Consider the following 18,416-nt stretch of genomic DNA (forward strand, 5'->3'; position numbering starts at 1 on the left):
GTGAAACAAACATACTTTGGCCACGCAGAAGCGTGGCTTTTTTGATATATTTAAATATTTTTTAAATTGAGTTACTTACTATTTATTCCAATAATATATATTGAGATATTCTCAAAAATATGGTTTAATAATGGCAAAGACTTTTGTTTGCATTTTATCGTAACTTGTGAAAATATGAACATTGAAAACTAGTTGGATAATAATGTTAAGCAAATATCAGTAAATACTTTACAAAGTAACTTGTTGTAGCGTTTTTATGAATATTTTTTTGATATCATTTGAAAACGGTTTCGGTTCGACTATAATAACGGCAATTAATGGAGGCGATAATTATAGAATTAATAAAGCAAAAGTTTCGAGGCTTGGGGACTGTAATTACGCTCTCGATTGCGCCGGCAGCGAATCAAACCCAGTTGCAAAAAGCAGAGCAAATGATTAACCGTTATGAGGATACTTTGACTGTTAATCGAGATCAATCCGAAGTGATGAATATTAATCATCAAGCCGGAATTGCCCCAGTCCAAGTGTCAGAGTCGACGTACGAATTAATTAAAACGGCTGTTCAAGTTAGTCGTAAGCACTTGGGATTTAACGTTGCCATTGGTCCATTGGTTAAGCTTTGGAAAATTGGATTTGATGGAGCGAATAAACCTAGTGAAGAGGCGATTAAGCACTGTTTGCAGTTGATTAATCCGGATGCGATTGAATTAAGTGATGAAGAGCATAGCGTTTATTTAAAATTTACCGGTATGGAACTGGATTTAGGTGGAATCGCGAAGGGCTATATCGCCGACGCAGTGAAGCAAATGTGGATTAAAAATGGTGTTCAGACTGGCATTATTGATTTAGGTGGAAATGTTTTGCTGGTGGGAAACAGTATTCATGATAATCAGATGTGGAACGTCGGGGTTCAGAATCCAGTTAAAGATCGACATATCCCTATTGGTATTCTGCACATACCAGAAAAATCCATTGGCACTTCAGGAATTTATGAACGGAAATTGGTGATTGATGGTCACGAATATCATCATATGTTTGATTCATTGACTGGGTATCCAATTGCGAATGATTTGGCCAGTGTCACGATTGTTAGCAATCAATCAATTGATGGTGAAATCTGGTCGACGATTGCTTTTTATCAGGGAATTGACCACGGTAAAGAGTTGATTGAAGCAGAGCCAGGTGTTGAAGCTATATTTATTAAGCGAGATTTAAGTGTTGAAGTAACAAGTGGTTTGACTGAAAGTTTTCAGCTGACTACGTCGTTAACGAGTTAATTAATTGAAAGAAGGGTGTTTCATGAAAAAATATATCGCTATTGTTGGATCAAACTCGAAATTATCGACTAATCGTCGATTGTTGGAATATATGAAAAAGCGTTACAAGGATGATGTTGAAATTGAATTAGTTGAAGTTGCAGGTCTACCAATTTTTAAGAAAACAGTCGAAATGACGGTCCCACAACAAGCTAAAGATATGGCAGAAAAAATTACGGCGGCTGATGGTGTAATCATTGCCACGCCTGAATATGATCACGCCATTCCAGCAATTTTATCCAGTGCATTGGCTTGGTTGTCATATGGGATTCAACCATTGTTAGACAAACCGGTATTAATTACAGGGGCATCATTTGGTAACCTTGGTGCATCAAGAGCACAAGCACAATTACGTCAAATTTTGGATTCACCGGAAATCAAAGCACGTGTGATGCCAAGCTCTGAATTTTTACTATCAAATTCATTGAAAGCATTTAATAACGACGGCTTTTTAATTGATGAAACACAGGCAAAATGGTTAGATTCTTTGTTTGTTGATTTTGATGAGTTTATCGACATTTCAGCACAGTTAAACCATACTCACGACGATGATGCAGCCAAAATGAGTAGTTTTTCTTGGGATGAAGGTTCGAATTCTGGGGAGGTAAAATAATGAGATTAGTCGCAATTGCAGGCTCCATTGGGGAGCAATCATATAACAGAATGCTGGTTCGTTTTATTGCCAGACACTACAAAGATGAAGTTGAAATTGAAGTTTTAGATATTGATGATATTCCTGTTTTTACCCAGGATGAGGATTTAAGTGATTCAGTGGCTGTACAAAAGTTGTACCAAAAAGTTTTCAGCTCTGATGGTGTAATTTTAGCAACGCCAGAACACAACCATACTGTACCGGCAGCAATGAAGAATGTCATTGAATGGTTATCATTTAAATTACATCCATTCGAAGTCAAACCAGTTTGGATTGTCGGTGCTTCATACCACAGACAAGGCTCATCTCGAGCACAGCTACACTTGAAACAAATTATGGAATCACCAGGTGTAAATGCATACGTGATGCCAAGTAACGAATTCTTGTTATCAGACGCCAAACACGCTTTTGATGATGAGGGCAATCTGAAAGATGCTGGCACAGTTAAATTCTTAGATTCAATTTTTGAAAAATTCTTACATTATGTGAAGGTGATTGATTTGTTAGATACTCCAGATCCAAAGAATTATCTTGATGAAGATCTAGAATCGAACCACAAAGTAAATACGACAATTGATGGTGTCGATATGAAGGCAGAAGATTGGGTTGAACGCGCTGCTGAAAAGGTTCACGCTGTGGATGGTCGAACATATGTAAAACTTGATCGAGGAATTTTAACCGTTAACCAATTGAATTATTTCTTAAATTCAATGCCAATGGAATTGACGTACGCAGATGATAATAATCAATTTATTTATTATAATCACTACTTGCCAGCCAATAAAATGTTGGCACCACGTCAACCGGGACAAGCTGGAGATCCATTATCCAACGTACATCCTGGGCGTGCAGTAAATCATGTTAAACAAGTTATCCATGCTTTGAGAAATGGAACTGATTTAGTTAGTATGCCAGTTCCTGGCAATGGCCCAGACAAGCACATTATGCATTATTATAAAGCGATGCGTGATGAAAACGGACGTTATCGTGGTGTAAATGAATGGGTATTGGATATTATGCCTATTATCAAGTACTATCTTGCGGTCACAGGCCAAAAATTAGTGGATGATCCAACGGCTAAAAGAATTCCACCAGTTACGGGCTTAGATGTTACGTCTGGAGCTTCAGAGGCTCCTAAAGCACCGCAAACTGATGCCGACACTGGTGCGTCAGAAGAAGAAACACCTGCACCACAAGCTGAGGTTAAACCAGATATTCCTGCAACGGATGCAGATACTGGAGCCTCAGAAGGTTAACCAAAAAATGAAGTGAAGCCACTAATCATGGCATCGCTTCATTTTTTTATGGCATCCCAGATAATCGATTTAATGAGTTGAGATGAATATATTCAACTGGAATAGTGTATTATAACTATTTATCTGATAGAATGAAGTCATTAATAATAATGATATCGGAAGTATTTGATTATGAATATTGAGTTGTTTATTCAAACGAGAAAAGAATTAGGTTACTCACAATCACAATTGTGTGATGGTATTTGTACGCAAGCAACTTTGAGTAAATTTGAAAATTCAGAACAAATTCCTGCCATTCGAATTTTACTGAAATTATGTACGAGATTGGGACTTACACTGGATGATATTTTTCCGATTCAGCTACAGTCTCAAACAGAACAAACTAAAATTTTAGATCAGGCAGAGTTCACCTTGATTACTAGTGAATATGCCCAAGCAGAAAAAAGCCTTACGCAAGTTCAACCAGAGTTGTTAAATACAAATAGTCAATTACAATATTATTTTGTAAAAGGCTTTTTGTCAGCTTTGACTGACGCAAATGTGGTTGATACACTCTATTATTTTGATCAAATCATTAATAATTTAGACGAACAACATCGAACGATTTTTACGCAGTTAGCGTACACAGGAATTGGAGTGACATATAGTCGCTCCGGATCTGTTGAGAAAGCTGAATTCTACTTTCAAAAAGTTTTTTCAGGCTTATACGAACTACTATTGATTGATGATAAGTCAATTTGGCGAGCGCTAAACATGATTTTTTATACTGCCGAGTATTTTGCCCATGTCAGTGACTACAAAATTAGTGATTCACTGCTCGAATATGGTTATAATGTCTGTGCGAAAAATCATGTGACTTATTATGTCGCTCGAATTCTTTTTCGACAGGCACAAAATGCAAAAGCTACCAAGCAGCCAACAGAGGTGATTGATGAATTACTCAATGACGCGCAAGCTTTTGCAAAAATAAATAAAAACGATGTATTGCTTACTAGAATTGAAAGTATGCGTCGTGAAGCGTACTAAAAGGAAACATTAAAATTAAATGAGTGTTGACGGCAGTTTCTTATTGTGTTTTAATAATAACGAAATCACAGGAGGAACAATGGTATGACAAAGAAACTAATTCAAGTTAATAATTTTTATTTTGGCTATTACTTTAGTTAGCGTTCGCAGCTTTGATGCGAACGCAACCAAACGCGTTTGCGTCTAAAGCTTAGTCATCCTTTGATGTGCCAGCTAGACGTGAAGTCCTAGCTGAAACTGTCATTGTCCACTCACGGATAAATACAAACCAGCTAGGAAACTCTCTAGCTGGTTTTTTTCTTGGAAAAAATGAGGAGTGGAAAATATGACAAACAAAATGAAATTACATTTATCTTTATCGTTATACATCAATTATATTATTCATGGTTTTGGACTAATTATTTTAGCACAAAACATGGCGTCGTTAGGACATCTGTGGAACGCGCCAATTGCAACGGTTTCTTATGTTGTATCGGGAATTGGAATCGGTCGCTTGTTAGCGTACTTTACGTTTGGCTACTTATCAGATCGATTTGGGCGTAAACTCTTGATTTATATTGGTATGGGAACTTACTTGATTTTCTTTACTGGTATTCCATTTGCACCCAATATCCAAGTAGCCTACGTCCTCTCTATTTTAGCTGGGGTAGCTAACTCGGGGTTAGACTCAGGGACTTACCCAACATTTATGGAAATGGGCGGTAAAGAAAGTGCATCAAACGTCTTCATCAAAGCCGCAATGTCTCTTGGAGAATTCGTCTTGCCATTGCTTGTCACGATGTTAGAAGCTAAATCAATGTGGTTTGGCTGGTCATTCATGTTGCCTGTTGCATTATTAGTGATTAATTTAATTTTAGTAACGCGGGTCCAATTTCCTCAACGCAATCAGGCACATCAAACAGGGGTTGTTCGTGAAGGCAACATTTCGAGCGCTAAAAAATGGATTGCTAGTGGCGCGTTATCAATTTACGGTTACTCTTCAATGGCAGTGATGATTTTGTTTACTCAATGGATCACGATGTATTCGACAAAAGAATTGGGTTATAGCTCGCTAGTTGCCCATGGGCTATTGTCATTGTATAGTCTTGGGTCAATTTCAGGGGTTGTCATTGTCTTTGCGCTCTTGCGTCGACAAGTTTCTGAATCATTGTTGTTGATTGTGAATAATTTGATTTCATTACTAGCGTTAATCGTAATTTGTATGACAACAGTTCAAATGGTTTCCGCTGTGGCAGCCTTTATCTTTGGGTTTACTGCTGCGAGTGGAATGATGCAAGTGGCTTTAAATATGTTCTTACGTTTATTCCCAACGCATAAGGGGATTGTTACAGGAACTTACTTTATGTTTGGTTCGATTGCCACATTTACGGTACCGATTGTTACTGGCTGGTTATCAAAAACAAGCATCGCGTTGGCAATGCAATTTGATATCTTGATTGCAATTTTAGGAACGATAGTAGTAATTGTCGCTGCCGTGATGTTAAGAGAAAAGCATGCGTTAAGTACAATGGAACGAGTAGTATTAGAATAATGTTTCATGTGAAACATTTGATGTAATTTGTTATAGTATCTTTGTAAAGTATTTAAACAAATCTATAGGAGGCAATTACATGTCATCAGAAGAAATTGTTTTAAAAACCCTAAAAGAATCAGTTGAGCCACTTAAAAGTGGTGAAATTGCGACGGCAACAAAACTTAGTTCAAGTGATGTAGCCAAGGCAATTAAATCATTGAAAGCGTCAGAACAAATTATTAGTCCAAAACATTGTTACTATGCTTGCAGTGATAACTAATTTGAATATGACAGACGTGGTACTAATCTAATTATGGGATTAGTACCATTTTTATGCAATATTTGTTAAGGGGAAAGTGTTTATTCTTGAACTGAGTTAATTCTAGTGCTAAATTGATTGTACCGACCGGTAGGTTTTTACATACTGGTAAAAATTCGATATAGGATTGGAATTGATTAATATGCCTAAAGAAAACAAAGTAAAAAGTGAAATTATTACTGCTGCTAGAGGCCTGATTTATGAACAAGGCTATTTAGAAACTTCTATTACTGATATTATGCGCAACGCAGATGTGGGGAAAGGCCAACTTTACTATTATTTTGATACTAAAAAATAAATTGGGATGGATGTACTGGAGCAGCTTGATCAAGAATGGCGTGCCGATTTAATTGGCGAAATTTTAGCGCCGCAACGACCAGCCACTGAATCAATCAAATTGATGTTTGAATGGCTCTTGGATTTTCATCAAGAACAAGATCATTATTATGGTTGTCCGATTGGAAATGTCATTATTGAAATGTCGAACAAAGACGAAGATTACCGATTGTTATTAAAAAATTTAATTGAAACCTGGGAATCAGCGTTGGATGCTAAGTTAATGCAATTAGAAATACGGGATACAGATATATCGGCAGAATATATTATTTCTACACTGCAGGGGGCGATTATGTTGACCAAATTAGATGAAACTAATCGACCATTGGAACGCGCAATCAGCAAATTATCGACACAGTTAAATATCGTTTAAGGGTGAATTCAAATGACAGTACGTGATATTAGTTTTGGCTCCAAAGTGGGTTTGTCTATTTTATCGGATAAGTGGTACATGTTAGTGTTACAATTTTTAACCGAAGAAAGTAAACCACTTATGGCAGTTAGAAACGCGATTCGTGGCATATCAACGTTTAATTTACTAATTATATTGAGTAAGCTAGAAAGCATGAAATTACTTAGTAGTGAAGATTATGAATATCAGTTAACGTCGGATGGTGTTAAGGCGCAAGCGTTAATTTCACAAATCGAGCAATTTGGTAATCAAGAAGTGGCAAGCTTAAGTGATGATTTTTAAGTTAGCAAAATAAGTTTCACATGAAACAAAACAGCCAGGCATTTGCCTGGCTGTTTTTACTTACGGATTCGGACGGAAATTGATAAAACTATCTAAAAATTTAACAATAACTTGCTGATCTTCAATCGATAAACCTTTTAAAATTTGATTTCGAAAAGCAATTTCTAATTTATGATGCATTTCATCATGTGCCTGGGCAAGATTTGCACCATCGGCCGTTAGACGATAATAGATTTTTTTCTTGTCGTCGTGTGGTTGAAAGGATTGGATTAACTGATATTCAATTAATGTTTTCGCGGCCCGTGAAATGCCACCCCGTGTAGCTTCAAGCAAGTTAGCGAGCTCAATGCCGGTTAATGGCTCATCCTCCAATGATGATAAAATGTGCAACCCAAGGATAGAAATGTTTTCGGCTATTGTTTGTAACTTAGGGTCATTAAGTTCTAGGGCCAATTTACGATGTTCATTAACAACGTCTTGGTTACGTTCGCGAATTTTGTGTAATTGATTCGAAATCGTTGAATAATAATCTTCAGTCATTCTGTCTTCTCCTGAAATGAATTGATAGTTTCATTATAATCCATTCATAGGCAAACTAGGTTAATTATTTAACGCTCTCATGGCAGCGACGTTGATCACATTCCAAAGATTAGTCAATTTAGGTTGGAAAAACAAGTCTGCATCGGCCAGTTGTTTTAGAGTCATTTCCATTTGGATGGCCACGGAAATGATGTTAATTTGTTGTGTTTCATTGGCCGTAGACATAATGGCGGCACCTAATATTTTATGTGATTTGGGCGCATAAAATAATTTAAATCTAACGGTTTGTGCTGGTTCTTTAGAGAAGCCGGGCATTGCATTGACTTGTTCAACATAAGTCGATTCAACGTCAATGCCACTACGGCCCGCCGTCAAAGTGTTCAAACCAGTACTGGCGAATAATTCACCAAATAGTTGTAAACCGCTTGAACCATGTACGCCGTGAATTGGCTTTGTTTGTTCAAATAAATTGCGAACGGCGACTCGTGCTTGCCGTTCGGCATTACTGGCTAATGAAATATTCATGCGTTGGTGAGTCGGATTATATAAAATTTCAGTTGAATCACCGATAGCGAAAATATCTTTATTGCTCGTTTTTGAATAATCATCAGTGACAATATATCCGCGCTCATTAATTGTTAATTCGCCACCAATCCAATCGGTATTTGGGCGTGTACCAGCAGAAACGACAACTAAGTCAGCATCGAAAACACCATGATTAGTTTGAACGGCAGTCACTTGATCGTGGTCATTTCCACTAAAGGACTCAACTTTGGTATTTGGAATAAACGCAATTTGTTTTTCACGCATATGGTTGTTCAAAATATCAGTGAAGTCAGCATCCAAATAAGTTGATAAAGGTCTGTCATTGATGTCGACAATCGTCACTTTTTTTCCAAACTGGCTGAGCTGGTCACTGACCATCATCCCAATATAACCAGCTCCTACAACGACGATATTTTTTATATTAGCTTGTTTGACGGTTGCCATCAGTTGATGCTGCTTACCGTGGCGAAGAGTCGCAACGTTATCTAAATCATTGCCAGCAATTGGTAAGTTGAATGCATGTGCACCAGTGGCAATGATTAATTTGTCATAATTAAAGCTTTCTGTTGCTCCGTCTACAACGTTGACAAATTGTACGCTATGGTTCGTAGGATTTATTGCCGTTGCTTCATAAAAGCTGTGGACATGGATATTATGAGTTTCTAGTTCTTCGCGATTCATTTGATTGACAGCAGGATTGTTAATTGCTCCTCTTTGTTCTGCCCAGTTAACTGAATGTTCGATGTCTGCAGTGTCAAACTAATCAATCTGAGCATCGACAATCGTTTCGTGAATTGCTTGCGCTGCTTCATAGCCGGCGTGTGATGCGCCAATAATCATTATTTTCATTTTTAAAGCCTTCTTTTTTATTTTTGTTGACGGGCAACATAATAACCTTGTTTTTGTTGCTTGTCAACAAAAACTAAAAATTAATTGACATTTATTTTTAGTAAACCTATATTATCGGTAAGGAATGTACTGTTTGCTGACTTAATAAAGGAGAATCCGAATGACGGTTAAACGATTAATTAGTTGTAATGCAAGTGATATTTTAGGATTCAATGCTAGTGAACTGAAACAAAGTATTAAAGCATCAGAAGGACGGGTCATTTTATCAGAAACAATTGTCATTAAAGAACCGTTGGTTGGTGATATTACTGATGCGGAAGTGGCTAAGTCAGCTGGGGCGGATTTAATATTATTGAATATGTTTGATGTCTTCAATCCACGTATTTTAGGACTTTATCCAAATGAAGAAACTTTACAAACCGCGAAAATTCATTCTGACGCCGTAAATAGATTACGTAATTTGGTTGGCCGCCCAGTGGGGGCGAATCTTGAGCCTTTATCGAAAGACACCAAGTTAATGAGTAATCAAGAACAGTTAACTCCAGGTCGATCAGCCACAGTCGAAACATTTCAATCTGCGGCAAGCTTAGGCCTCGATTTTATTTTATTAACTGGTAATCCGGGAGTTGGAACGGACAATGCGGCCATTGTAAAAGCGTTAAAAGAAGCCAAGCAATATTTCCCGGGTATTATTATGGTCGGAAAGATGCACTCAGCTGGTGTTGATGAACCAATTGGCGATGTAAAATCAATCACCGAATTTATTGAAGCTGGGGCAGATGTGGTACTAGTACCCGCAGTTGGCACGGTACCAGGTTTTACTGAAGCAGATTTAACAAGCATCGTTCAATTGGCACATCTGCATGATACGTTAGTTTGCTCAGCAATCGGTACGTCTCAAGAAGGCAGTTCAACAAGTGTCATTGAAAACATGGCAATTAGAAATAAAATATGTGGAGTGGACATCCAACATATTGGTGATTCTGGTTTTTCAGGAGTGGCGCCCGTCGAAAATATCTACACGATGAGTCAAGCAATTCGTGGTAAACGTCATACGTTGTCGATGATTGCTCGTTCAGTTTTACGTTAATATCAAAAAAACACATCTGCACGAAGCAGATGTATTTTTTATGCGGAGCCGGTTAGCTCGTCTTAGTTTTCGGCGGTTAGTTTAGCGGCTTCTTTATCCAATTCAGCGAATCCAGAAACTTTTTTGGTTTGTGGATGTTTGGCGCGTTCTTGGGTGGCTTTTTCGATCAAAGCTTTACGTTCTTCCTTACTGAGTTTTGCCATTTGAATCACCTCTTTAGTAGGTGGGACAAAAGTTGCGGTGACTCTCGTTAGACGAAAAGTATCGGCTTTTGAAGCACTTTGAGGAAATGAATATTTCACTTCCTGACACTATAATAGTTCCATTTCCAATTAATATCAAATATATTTACCATTCTAGCAATCGTCTTTCTTGTACATAAAATGTATTCCAATTATAATTGAATTAAATAATATATTCACAAGGAGGGGACTATGAAAAAGTTAATTCAGTACCGAAGACTAGTTGCAGTTGGGGTAGTTGGATTGATTGCGTTAATTTTGGAGTTTATCCTTCAAATGCCTTCGATTGCCCAAATTGTGGTGACAATATTGGGATCAATTATCACTATTCTAATGGTTATTGATATGGTGAAGACAATTCGCTCAGGTAACTTTGGTGTGGATTTATTAGCCATCACTGCCATCGTTGCAACTATGGCGATTGGTGAATATTGGGCGGCTTTGATTGTGTTGTTGATGTTGGTTGGTGGGGATGCCTTAGAAGATTACGCAGCCACCAAGGCCAACTCTGATTTACAAGCCTTACTGGAGAAAGCTCCACGTAAAGCGCATTTGTTAAATGAAAAGCAAGAAATCACCGATGTTGAAATTAATGAAGTCAAGATTGGTCATCGTATTTTGGTTAAACCAGGGGAAGTGGTTCCAATTGATGGCCACATTATTGAAGGAGCGTCATTAGTCGACGAGGCTTCAATTACTGGTGAATCAAAACCAATCGATAAAAAAGTAAATGACGAAATTTTATCTGGGGTTGTTAATGGTGAGTCAGCCTTAACGATTGAAGCAGATAAAATTGCTGAGGATAGTCAATATCAGGGAATTATCAAATTAGTGAAACAAGCTGAATCACAGCCAGCCCATTTCGTGCGCATGGCTGATCAATACGCAATTCCATTTACCATTCTAGCGTACGTCATTGCCGGAACTGCATGGTATTTGTCCGGTGATCCAGTTCGTTTCGCCGAAGTCCTGGTGGTCGCATCCCCTTGTCCATTAATCTTGGCCGCACCAATTGCATTGGTTGCGGGGATGAGTAAAGCGAGCGTCAGTGGTGTCATAGTTAAATCAGGTACTACATTGGAAAAATTAGCTAAAATCAAAACCATGGCGTTTGATAAGACAGGAACAATTACTCAAGGAAATCTGCAAATTCAAGATGTATTACCTGTTGCAGGAACATCAGAAAAGGAGCTATTATTTTTAACGGCGGCGGTCGAACAACATTCCAATCATATTTTGGCTCAATCAGTTGTAGATGCCGTGTATGAAGAATTACCTAGTGTCACCGATGTGACTGAGATACCGGGCAAGGGAATTCAGGGTACCGTGAATGGTCAGTTGGTTCAAGCGGGAAACGCTAAATTAGTTGATAATGAACAAGTCAAACAGATTCAAGATACTGCCATTTATGTTGCAATTGATGGTAAATATATCGGATGTATCACTTTTGCCGATGAAGTACGGACTGAAGCTAAAGAGACGATGTCAGAATTGAAAGACTTAGGGATTAAAAATTTGGTCATGATTTCAGGTGATCGCAAAGCCATTGCGGATAAGATTGCTAATTTAGTTGGGATTACTCAAGTCTTTGCTGAGAGGTTGCCTGCGGAGAAAATTAAAGTCCTTAATGAAATTCCAAGTACGCAACATCCAATTGCGATGGTGGGTGATGGAGTAAACGATGCGCCTTCTCTAGTGATTGCGGACGTTGGGATTGCAATGGGGAAGAGCGGTGCGACGGCAGCAAGTGAATCCGCTGATGCAGTGATTTTGAATGATGATTTAGCTAAGATACCGGCAGTCATTCAAATTTCTAAGTATACGATGAAAATTGCACGACAGGCGGTGTTGATTGGTATTTTGATTTGTACTATTTTAATGTTAATTGCGAGTGTTGGGGTGATTCCAGTAATTTTCGGTGCGATGCTGCAAGAACTCGTTGATACCGTTACGATTTTATATGCCTTGAGAGCAAAAGGTAGTTAAAAGTTTACAAAATTGATAACAATGATAAGGTTCACGTTCGATTGTGCGTGGATCTTTTATTTTGTGGTAAATTAGTTATATCAGTTTTAAGGACGGGTATGAATAATGGAAAGAAATCCAACAATCAAGAATTATGAACTGCAAGAAATCGCCATGGGATTAACCTTTGTTGGTGGCTTTATGGACGCTTACACGTTTATTCAACGTGGTGGGGTGATGGCGGCAGGACAGACTGGCAATGTCATTTTTATCATGAGTGATCTGGTTGATGGCCATTGGGGTAATGTGTTCATTAAATTAATGACGATGCTTTCATTTATGGTGGGCATTTCGGTGACGAATGTGATGAATTATAAACTACAACCAACTAAACTACATTGGCGTGTGATTCCTTTGGTTTTAGAGATTATTGTCTGTATTGTGGTGGGATTTATTCCTACAAGTGCCTCCAATTTACTTGTGACCCCACCATTGGCCTTTGTGATGGCAATGCAAATTTCCGCCTTTACCCACATTGATGGTCGGACATATAACAGTACCTTCACGACCGGGAATATTCGTAATATGGTCAATGGCTTTACGCGCGGGATCGTTGCAAATAGTTCTGATGATATGAGTAAGGGTGTGACTTATACAAAAATTGTTGTTAGTTTTGTAATTGGGGCGTTGGCATCCGCATTAATTCAAAAAGTAGTTGCGATTCGTTCAATTTGGATTGCGGCAGTTATTTTAGGCCTAATTTTGGCTTATTATTGGTTTATTGTCCGTAAACGCTAGTTTATGGTATAACGTCGACTTCAACGTTTACGTTGTCACCAATTTCCTTTTGAATTTCCTTGCGAATGGCCTTGGTAATACCGAGAATATAACAAACATTCCCGTCATTATCTTTAAGACCCATGTTTACGACGCTGCCACTGTAACTGACGCCATCAAATTTGGCATTCACTTTGACACGACCTTTATCAAACATGGCTTTAATATTAAATGGAAAAATCACAAAGGCACCGCCTTTGCCGATTTATGATTGTTGAATTTTAGTATCATATGTAAAATGTTTTGATTCCATAGTCAATACCTCGTGATAATTTAATGTCTAAATTATCAGCTTTCCCAGAGCTGCAGTCAATCAAACGCGGGTGATAACAGACACTTTGTTTCACGTGAAACAAGACCAAACCTTTTGTTTGAATTTGATAGTAAATGGTGCTATATTTTACACAACAAAAAGGGGGTGATGTCTTTTGACTAGTGGAATACAACTTAAGACATCAGCATCCGTATCTAATGGTGCAGTGTGCTGATGTAATTAAGGAAGGGCCGGCAAATCTAATGCTGGTCTTTTTTGTTGGCAAAATTTGTTTATTAAGTCGGAATAACGAGAATTTGATGAGAAGACGATTAGGATGTTATAAGAGTTAAACACCTACGTCTTAATTCGTGATATTCTGGCAAAAAGAATATTTTTGAAACGGAGAAATCGCCTTATGAAAATCGCAATCGCCGGTTCTGGCGCCTTAGGTAGCCGCTTTGGATTTGCCTTACATCAAGCAGATAATGAAGTTGTTTTAATTGATAATTGGGTTGACCATATCAATGCAATTCGTGAGCACGGCTTGAAAATGACTATTGATAATCAAACGCATAATGCCGCGATACCGATAATTACACCACAAGAAATACCGGCTAATGTGACTGTCGAATTATTAATTGTGTTCACTAAAGCCATGCAGCTTGATCAGATGTTGCAAGACGTGAAACCCATTATGAACGACAATACCAAAGTGTTGTGCTTATTGAATGGCATTGGCCATGAAGATATAATTGCAAAACACGTCAGTCGTAAAAACATATTTATTGGTAACACGATGTGGACAGCTAATTTAGTTGCTCCGGGGCACTCCGAATCTTTTGGAGCAGGGAGTGTCAATTTACAAAATTTAGCACCAGGTGAAGAAAATATGGCAATTGCCATTGCAGATGTTTTAACTGAGGCTGGTTTGAATGCGCACTTTACTGAAAATGTTCATAACACCATTTATTTAAAAGCATGTGTTAATGGAACGATGAATGGTTTATGCACGCTTCTTGATGTGAATATGGCTGATTTTGGCGCAACTAAAGATGCACACGATATGGTGGCTAGTATTGTTAAAGAATTTGCCGCCGTGGCTGCCTTTGAGAATGTTCAGTTGGACGTTGAAGAAGCGATTGAATTCGTAGAGAAATGTTACGACCGTACTACGATAGGGGAACACTTTCCATCTATGCATCAAGATTTAATTAAGAACCACCGACTGACTGAAATTGACTATATTAATGGTGCAATTTCGCGTAAAGGTCGTAAATATGGTGTCAGCACCCCATACTGTGATTTCCTTACTCAATTGATTCATGCTAAAGAAGATATTATTTTAAAATAAAATTTACTTTCTTGATAGGTATCAAGTATTTTTAAATCAGGTTACTTTACAATTTGAGTTAATAAGTAGTTATGATTTAAAAAAATAAGTGAGTGTGTTATTTTGAAACTTAGATAATATTCGTTAATGATTTCTAATATTATCAGTCAAAAAGTTAACGAATAGGAAATGGGGTCGTGGTATGTTAAAAGAAGATCATTTATGTGTCACCCTTGTACCATTGTTTGATGTGTTAGATGTAGAAGACCAAAAGCGCATCAACGACCTGGTTAGTCATCGTACTTTGTCAAAAGGGGAAGTCGTGATTGATCCAAACGAAGAAGCTCAATTAGTGATTGTTGCTAGAGGAGATCTGAAGATTTATCAGTTGTCTGCCAATGGGCATGAACAATTGATGCGAATTGCTGAACCAGGTGATTATGAAGGTGAAAGTGCACTACTTGGTGCTCACAATGAAAATGTATACGGTGAGGCACTGGAGAAAACGGAAGTTTGTATTTTGAAACATTCTGATTTTCATGATTTGCTCGAAAGCTATCCAGAGTTGGCACTTAAACTATTGTCAATTAATGCAGATAAAATGAAACAAATTGAGCAGCAATCACAATTTTTAACAATGGAGAAGGTCGAAGAACGCTTAGCTAATTACCTGTTAAACCTAAATAAGGTGGCAGATGATGAGAATGTCGTCATTCCAATGAAAATGAAAGATTTGGCAACGTTTTTAGGTACGACACCAGAGACCTTGTCACGTAAATTAAAATTATTAGAACAAAAGAAATTAATTAAAAAAAATCATAAACAAGTACGACTGTTAGATATTGATGCATTGGAAGATGTTTAAAAATACTCAAAAAGGTTGGAATCAAATGCGAATTTGATTCCAACCTTTTTAGTTACAAAAATTAAGATTAGTATTTCATTGGAGAGTCGCCGTCGGTATTTGGTTTGTTAACCCCAATTGAACGGCCACGATATGGCTCAGGATTGGCTATGATTTTAGCGATGAACGTACCAACGCTTTTACGTGAAACAACAGTACCCTTAAAGGTTTCATCAGCTTCTGTGGTTTCATAATCGACGTCAGTATTATCGGACAACCAAGCAGGCCTGATAATGGTGTAGTTCACATCAGAAGTTTGAATTAATTTAGCGGCATCTGCATACGTCGTCAGATAACTATTTTTGACACCGCCACCTAACGTTGTATTGTTAAATTCACCAAATTTTCCAGGGACTTCGTCGTAAATTCCCAGTGTGGAAACCCAAATCAGTTGTTGAACTTTGGTAGCTTTGATGGCTTTGACAACATTCTCGGCTAATGGAACGATACTGTTACTGGCTAAATTAGCATATACCAAATCGATCCCATACATGGCTTCGGTCAAAAATTGTAAATCAGAAACATCACCGACGACAATTTTGACTTGATTGTGGAGCTTTTCAGGCACTTTGTTGGCATCTCTGACTAATAATGTAACATCAGCACTACTGTCGTCTAATAAGCTTTGTGTTGCAAATTGAGCAATACGGCCATTACCACCTAAAATTAATACTTTTTTCATGTTCAATACTTCCCTTCTAAATGTTTACAAGTTAGTGATAAACAAGATTCAGGCGGTAGGTCAAGAAAAAGTACTTTTTAAGTCAAATTGGGGATTATTTGTTAATTAGGGTTCGTATTTTTACCATTTAGTAATGGTAATTAACCACTTAACTAGTTTAGGTTTACTTGTGCCAGTTATTATGGTGTAATAAGACTTGCGAAAAATGCGATGCGACGGTAAATATTGGGAGAAACAGCTCAGATTAGTCTTAAGTGAGTTTGGAATTTATCACTTGGACACCGTTTGTGTGCGTATGATTTTATGTTTCAGGAGGAAAATTAAATGGTTTTTAAGGCGATTGGTAAGTATAAATTACTCGTCTGTGCAGCGTTGGTCACGATGATTATTCAAGTAGCCGCGATGCTCTGGCAACCACAATATTTAAAAAGCATTATGAAGGTCATGGTTGATACCAGCCTTTCAACGAATGGTAAGGTCGATCAAATCAGTTCGTATGGTTTTGGACTGTTAGCAATTGCGGTGATGGGACTAATTGGTTCCGTGCTCAATACAATTGCGGCAGCTAAAATTGCACAATCTGTCTCGGCGGATATTCGAGAAAATACATTTCGAAAAATTCAGACTTTTTCATATGAAGATGTCGAAAAGTTTAGTGCATCTAATTTAGTAGTGCGAATGACCAATGACTTGAATCAAGTTCAAATGTTATTGATGATGGTCTTTCAGGTATTAATACGGGTCCCAATTTTGTTTATTGGTGCCTTTGTTCTGTCAATTTTAACTATGCCACAATTATGGTGGATTATTATTGTGATGGTGGTGTTAATTGTCGTGGTGACCGCATTTTCAATGAAAGCCATGGGTCCACATTTCATGGCATTCCAAACCTTAATGGATAAGATTAATGGGATTGCCAAAGATAATTTGCGTGGCTCACGCGTGGTTAAATCTTTCGTGCAAGAAAAAAATCAAATTAGTAAGTTCGATAAAGAGTCTGACGAACTATTCGGCCATAACTTGGCGGTTGGATATATTTTTTCTACCATGGTTCCGGCATTTACAATTATTTCTCAATTAGCTGTGTTTGGCGCAATTTTATTTATTTCGACTTACATCACGGATTCAGTGTCAGTTGCTACAGATCAATTAGGCGGAATCATGTCCTTTATCCAATATATGATGCAAATTATGTTTGCGATTACCATGGGTGGGATGATGTCAATGTTTGCTTCTCGTGGGTTTGTGTCTGCACACCGGATTCAAGAAGTATTGGCAACGGAACCTTCGATGACTTATGACGATGTGCCAGATGAAGACTTAGATGGTTCAATTAAATTTGATAACGTGTCATTTGCATATCCTAATGATGAAGATATGACACTTAAAAATATTAGTTTTGAAGTTAAGAACGGCGAAATGGTCGGGATTGTCGGGGCCACCGGTTCTGGTAAATCGACGCTTGCACAATTAATTCCGCGACTATTTGATCCAAATGAAGGAACAGTTAGTGTCGGTGGTAAAGATATTAAACACGTGTCCCAAAATACTTTAAAAAAATCAATTTCAATTGTCTTACAAAAAGCGATTCTCTTTTCAGGGACTATTGCTGATAATTTAAAGCAAGGCAAGTCAAATGCAAGCGAAGACGATTTAAATCGAGCTGCTAAAATTGCCCAGGCAGCCGAATTTATTGACCGTCTCCCAAATCGCTATAATGCAGAAGTGGAAGAGCGTGGAAATAATTTTTCTGGTGGTCAAAAGCAACGTTTATCGATTACTCGAGGAGTCATCAAGAATCCTAATATTTTGATTTTAGATGATTCAACTTCCGCACTTGATGCACGTTCAGAAAAGTTGGTTCAAGATGCATTCAACCAAGAATTAAAAGACACTACCACAGTGATTATTGCGCAGAAGATTTCATCTGTCGTACATGCTGACAAGATTTTAGTTCTGGATGAAGGTAAATTAGTTGCTCAAGGGACTCATCATGAACTTGTGGAGAGCTCTGACGTTTACCAACAAATTTACGATACTCAAAAAGCACAGGAGGACTAGAA

The 18,416-nt window shown here is 37.8% G+C and carries 20 protein-coding genes; 15 read left to right on the forward strand and 5 right to left on the reverse strand.

The genetic code is table 11. The features are described 5' to 3' along the window. Positions 1–317: 317 nt before the first annotated feature. The 9 genes from F0161_RS00185 to F0161_RS00220 all read left to right on the forward strand — a co-directional run bounded on the left by F0161_RS00185 (position 318) and on the right by F0161_RS00220 (position 7,112). Complete coding sequence (locus F0161_RS00185; protein ID WP_150202985.1) at positions 318–1,277, forward strand: FAD:protein FMN transferase; 960 nt, start codon at positions 318–320, stop codon at positions 1,275–1,277. Between the two features lie 22 nt (positions 1,278–1,299). Next, complete coding sequence (locus F0161_RS00190) at positions 1,300–1,929, forward strand: NADPH-dependent FMN reductase (RefSeq protein WP_137601276.1); 630 nt, start codon at positions 1,300–1,302, stop codon at positions 1,927–1,929. Beyond that, positions 1,929–3,224 (forward strand): NADPH-dependent oxidoreductase, encoded by a 1,296-nt coding sequence (locus F0161_RS00195; protein ID WP_150202987.1) that lies wholly within the window; start codon positions 1,929–1,931, stop codon positions 3,222–3,224. Before F0161_RS00190 ends, F0161_RS00195 begins: the two co-directional genes overlap by 1 nt. Before the next feature lie 171 nt (positions 3,225–3,395). Beyond that, a complete protein-coding gene (locus F0161_RS00200) occupies positions 3,396–4,250 on the forward strand; it encodes a helix-turn-helix transcriptional regulator (RefSeq protein ID WP_137601278.1) in 855 nt (284 codons plus the stop codon). Positions 4,251–4,575: 325 nt separating this feature from the next. Beyond that, on the forward strand, positions 4,576–5,781 hold the full coding sequence (locus F0161_RS00205) for an MFS transporter (protein WP_150202989.1): 1,206 nt from the start codon (positions 4,576–4,578) through the stop codon (positions 5,779–5,781). A gap of 79 nt (positions 5,782–5,860) precedes the next feature. Then, entirely contained in the window at positions 5,861–6,043 is a 183-nt protein-coding gene (locus F0161_RS00210) for a MarR family transcriptional regulator (RefSeq protein ID WP_150202991.1), read from the forward strand. A 181-nt stretch (positions 6,044–6,224) separates the two neighbouring features. After that, positions 6,225–6,380 (forward strand): TetR/AcrR family transcriptional regulator, encoded by a 156-nt coding sequence (locus F0161_RS11510; protein WP_225423147.1) that lies wholly within the window; start codon positions 6,225–6,227, stop codon positions 6,378–6,380. A 6-nt stretch (positions 6,381–6,386) separates the two neighbouring features. Further along, positions 6,387–6,791: an LmrA/YxaF family transcription factor gene (locus tag F0161_RS00215; protein ID WP_225423149.1), complete on the forward strand. Its 405-nt coding sequence runs from the start codon at positions 6,387–6,389 to the stop codon at positions 6,789–6,791. Positions 6,792–6,803: 12 nt separating this feature from the next. Next, a complete protein-coding gene (locus F0161_RS00220) occupies positions 6,804–7,112 on the forward strand; it encodes a winged helix-turn-helix transcriptional regulator (RefSeq protein WP_150202993.1) in 309 nt (102 codons plus the stop codon). A gap of 60 nt (positions 7,113–7,172) precedes the next feature. Here F0161_RS00220 and F0161_RS00225 read toward each other — a convergent pair whose 3' ends face one another. Further along, a complete protein-coding gene (locus F0161_RS00225) occupies positions 7,173–7,652 on the reverse strand; it encodes a helix-turn-helix domain-containing protein (protein ID WP_137601283.1) in 480 nt (159 codons plus the stop codon). A gap of 60 nt (positions 7,653–7,712) precedes the next feature. Beyond that, positions 7,713–8,942, reverse strand: coding sequence for an FAD-dependent oxidoreductase (locus F0161_RS00230; RefSeq protein WP_225423262.1), 1,230 nt, complete (start codon positions 8,940–8,942; stop codon positions 7,713–7,715). A 265-nt stretch (positions 8,943–9,207) separates the two neighbouring features. Between F0161_RS00230 and F0161_RS00235 the strand changes: the two genes are divergently transcribed. Beyond that, positions 9,208–10,137, forward strand: coding sequence for a DUF7916 family protein (locus F0161_RS00235; RefSeq protein WP_150202997.1), 930 nt, complete (start codon positions 9,208–9,210; stop codon positions 10,135–10,137). 62 nt (positions 10,138–10,199) lie between these two features. Here the strand turns inward: F0161_RS00235 and F0161_RS11370 are convergent, their stop codons facing one another. Next, positions 10,200–10,340: a hypothetical protein gene (locus F0161_RS11370; protein WP_170175896.1), complete on the reverse strand. Its 141-nt coding sequence runs from the start codon at positions 10,338–10,340 to the stop codon at positions 10,200–10,202. A gap of 231 nt (positions 10,341–10,571) precedes the next feature. Between F0161_RS11370 and F0161_RS00240 the strand changes: the two genes are divergently transcribed. Together F0161_RS00240 and F0161_RS00245 are read left to right on the forward strand one after the other, a co-directional pair. Next, positions 10,572–12,365, forward strand: a complete 1,794-nt coding sequence (locus F0161_RS00240; RefSeq protein WP_150202999.1) for a heavy metal translocating P-type ATPase — start codon at positions 10,572–10,574, stop codon at positions 12,363–12,365. 105 nt (positions 12,366–12,470) lie between these two features. Further along, a complete protein-coding gene (locus F0161_RS00245; protein ID WP_137601286.1) occupies positions 12,471–13,142 on the forward strand; it encodes a YoaK family protein in 672 nt (223 codons plus the stop codon). A gap of 1 nt (position 13,143) precedes the next feature. On the opposite strand, the gene F0161_RS00250 is transcribed toward F0161_RS00245, so the two are convergent. Continuing rightward, entirely contained in the window at positions 13,144–13,386 is a 243-nt protein-coding gene (locus tag F0161_RS00250) for a DUF1905 domain-containing protein (RefSeq protein ID WP_225423264.1), read from the reverse strand. 466 nt (positions 13,387–13,852) lie between these two features. On the opposite strand from F0161_RS00250, the gene F0161_RS00255 reads away from it, so the two are divergent. Continuing rightward, on the forward strand, positions 13,853–14,788 hold the full coding sequence (locus F0161_RS00255; protein ID WP_150203001.1) for a 2-dehydropantoate 2-reductase: 936 nt from the start codon (positions 13,853–13,855) through the stop codon (positions 14,786–14,788). 181 nt (positions 14,789–14,969) lie between these two features. Continuing rightward, complete coding sequence (locus F0161_RS00260; protein WP_137601289.1) at positions 14,970–15,632, forward strand: Crp/Fnr family transcriptional regulator; 663 nt, start codon at positions 14,970–14,972, stop codon at positions 15,630–15,632. Positions 15,633–15,699: 67 nt separating this feature from the next. Here the strand turns inward: F0161_RS00260 and F0161_RS00265 are convergent, their stop codons facing one another. Next, positions 15,700–16,353, reverse strand: coding sequence for an NAD(P)H-binding protein (locus F0161_RS00265; RefSeq protein ID WP_150203003.1), 654 nt, complete (start codon positions 16,351–16,353; stop codon positions 15,700–15,702). Between the two features lie 324 nt (positions 16,354–16,677). On the opposite strand from F0161_RS00265, the gene F0161_RS00270 reads away from it, so the two are divergent. Then, positions 16,678–18,414 (forward strand): ABC transporter ATP-binding protein, encoded by a 1,737-nt coding sequence (locus tag F0161_RS00270; protein ID WP_150203005.1) that lies wholly within the window; start codon positions 16,678–16,680, stop codon positions 18,412–18,414. The last annotated feature ends 2 nt before the right edge of the window (positions 18,415–18,416 follow it).

It is taken from the genome of Paucilactobacillus nenjiangensis (assembly GCF_008632615.1).
Taxonomy (GTDB): Bacteria; Bacillota; Bacilli; order Lactobacillales; family Lactobacillaceae; genus Paucilactobacillus; species Paucilactobacillus nenjiangensis.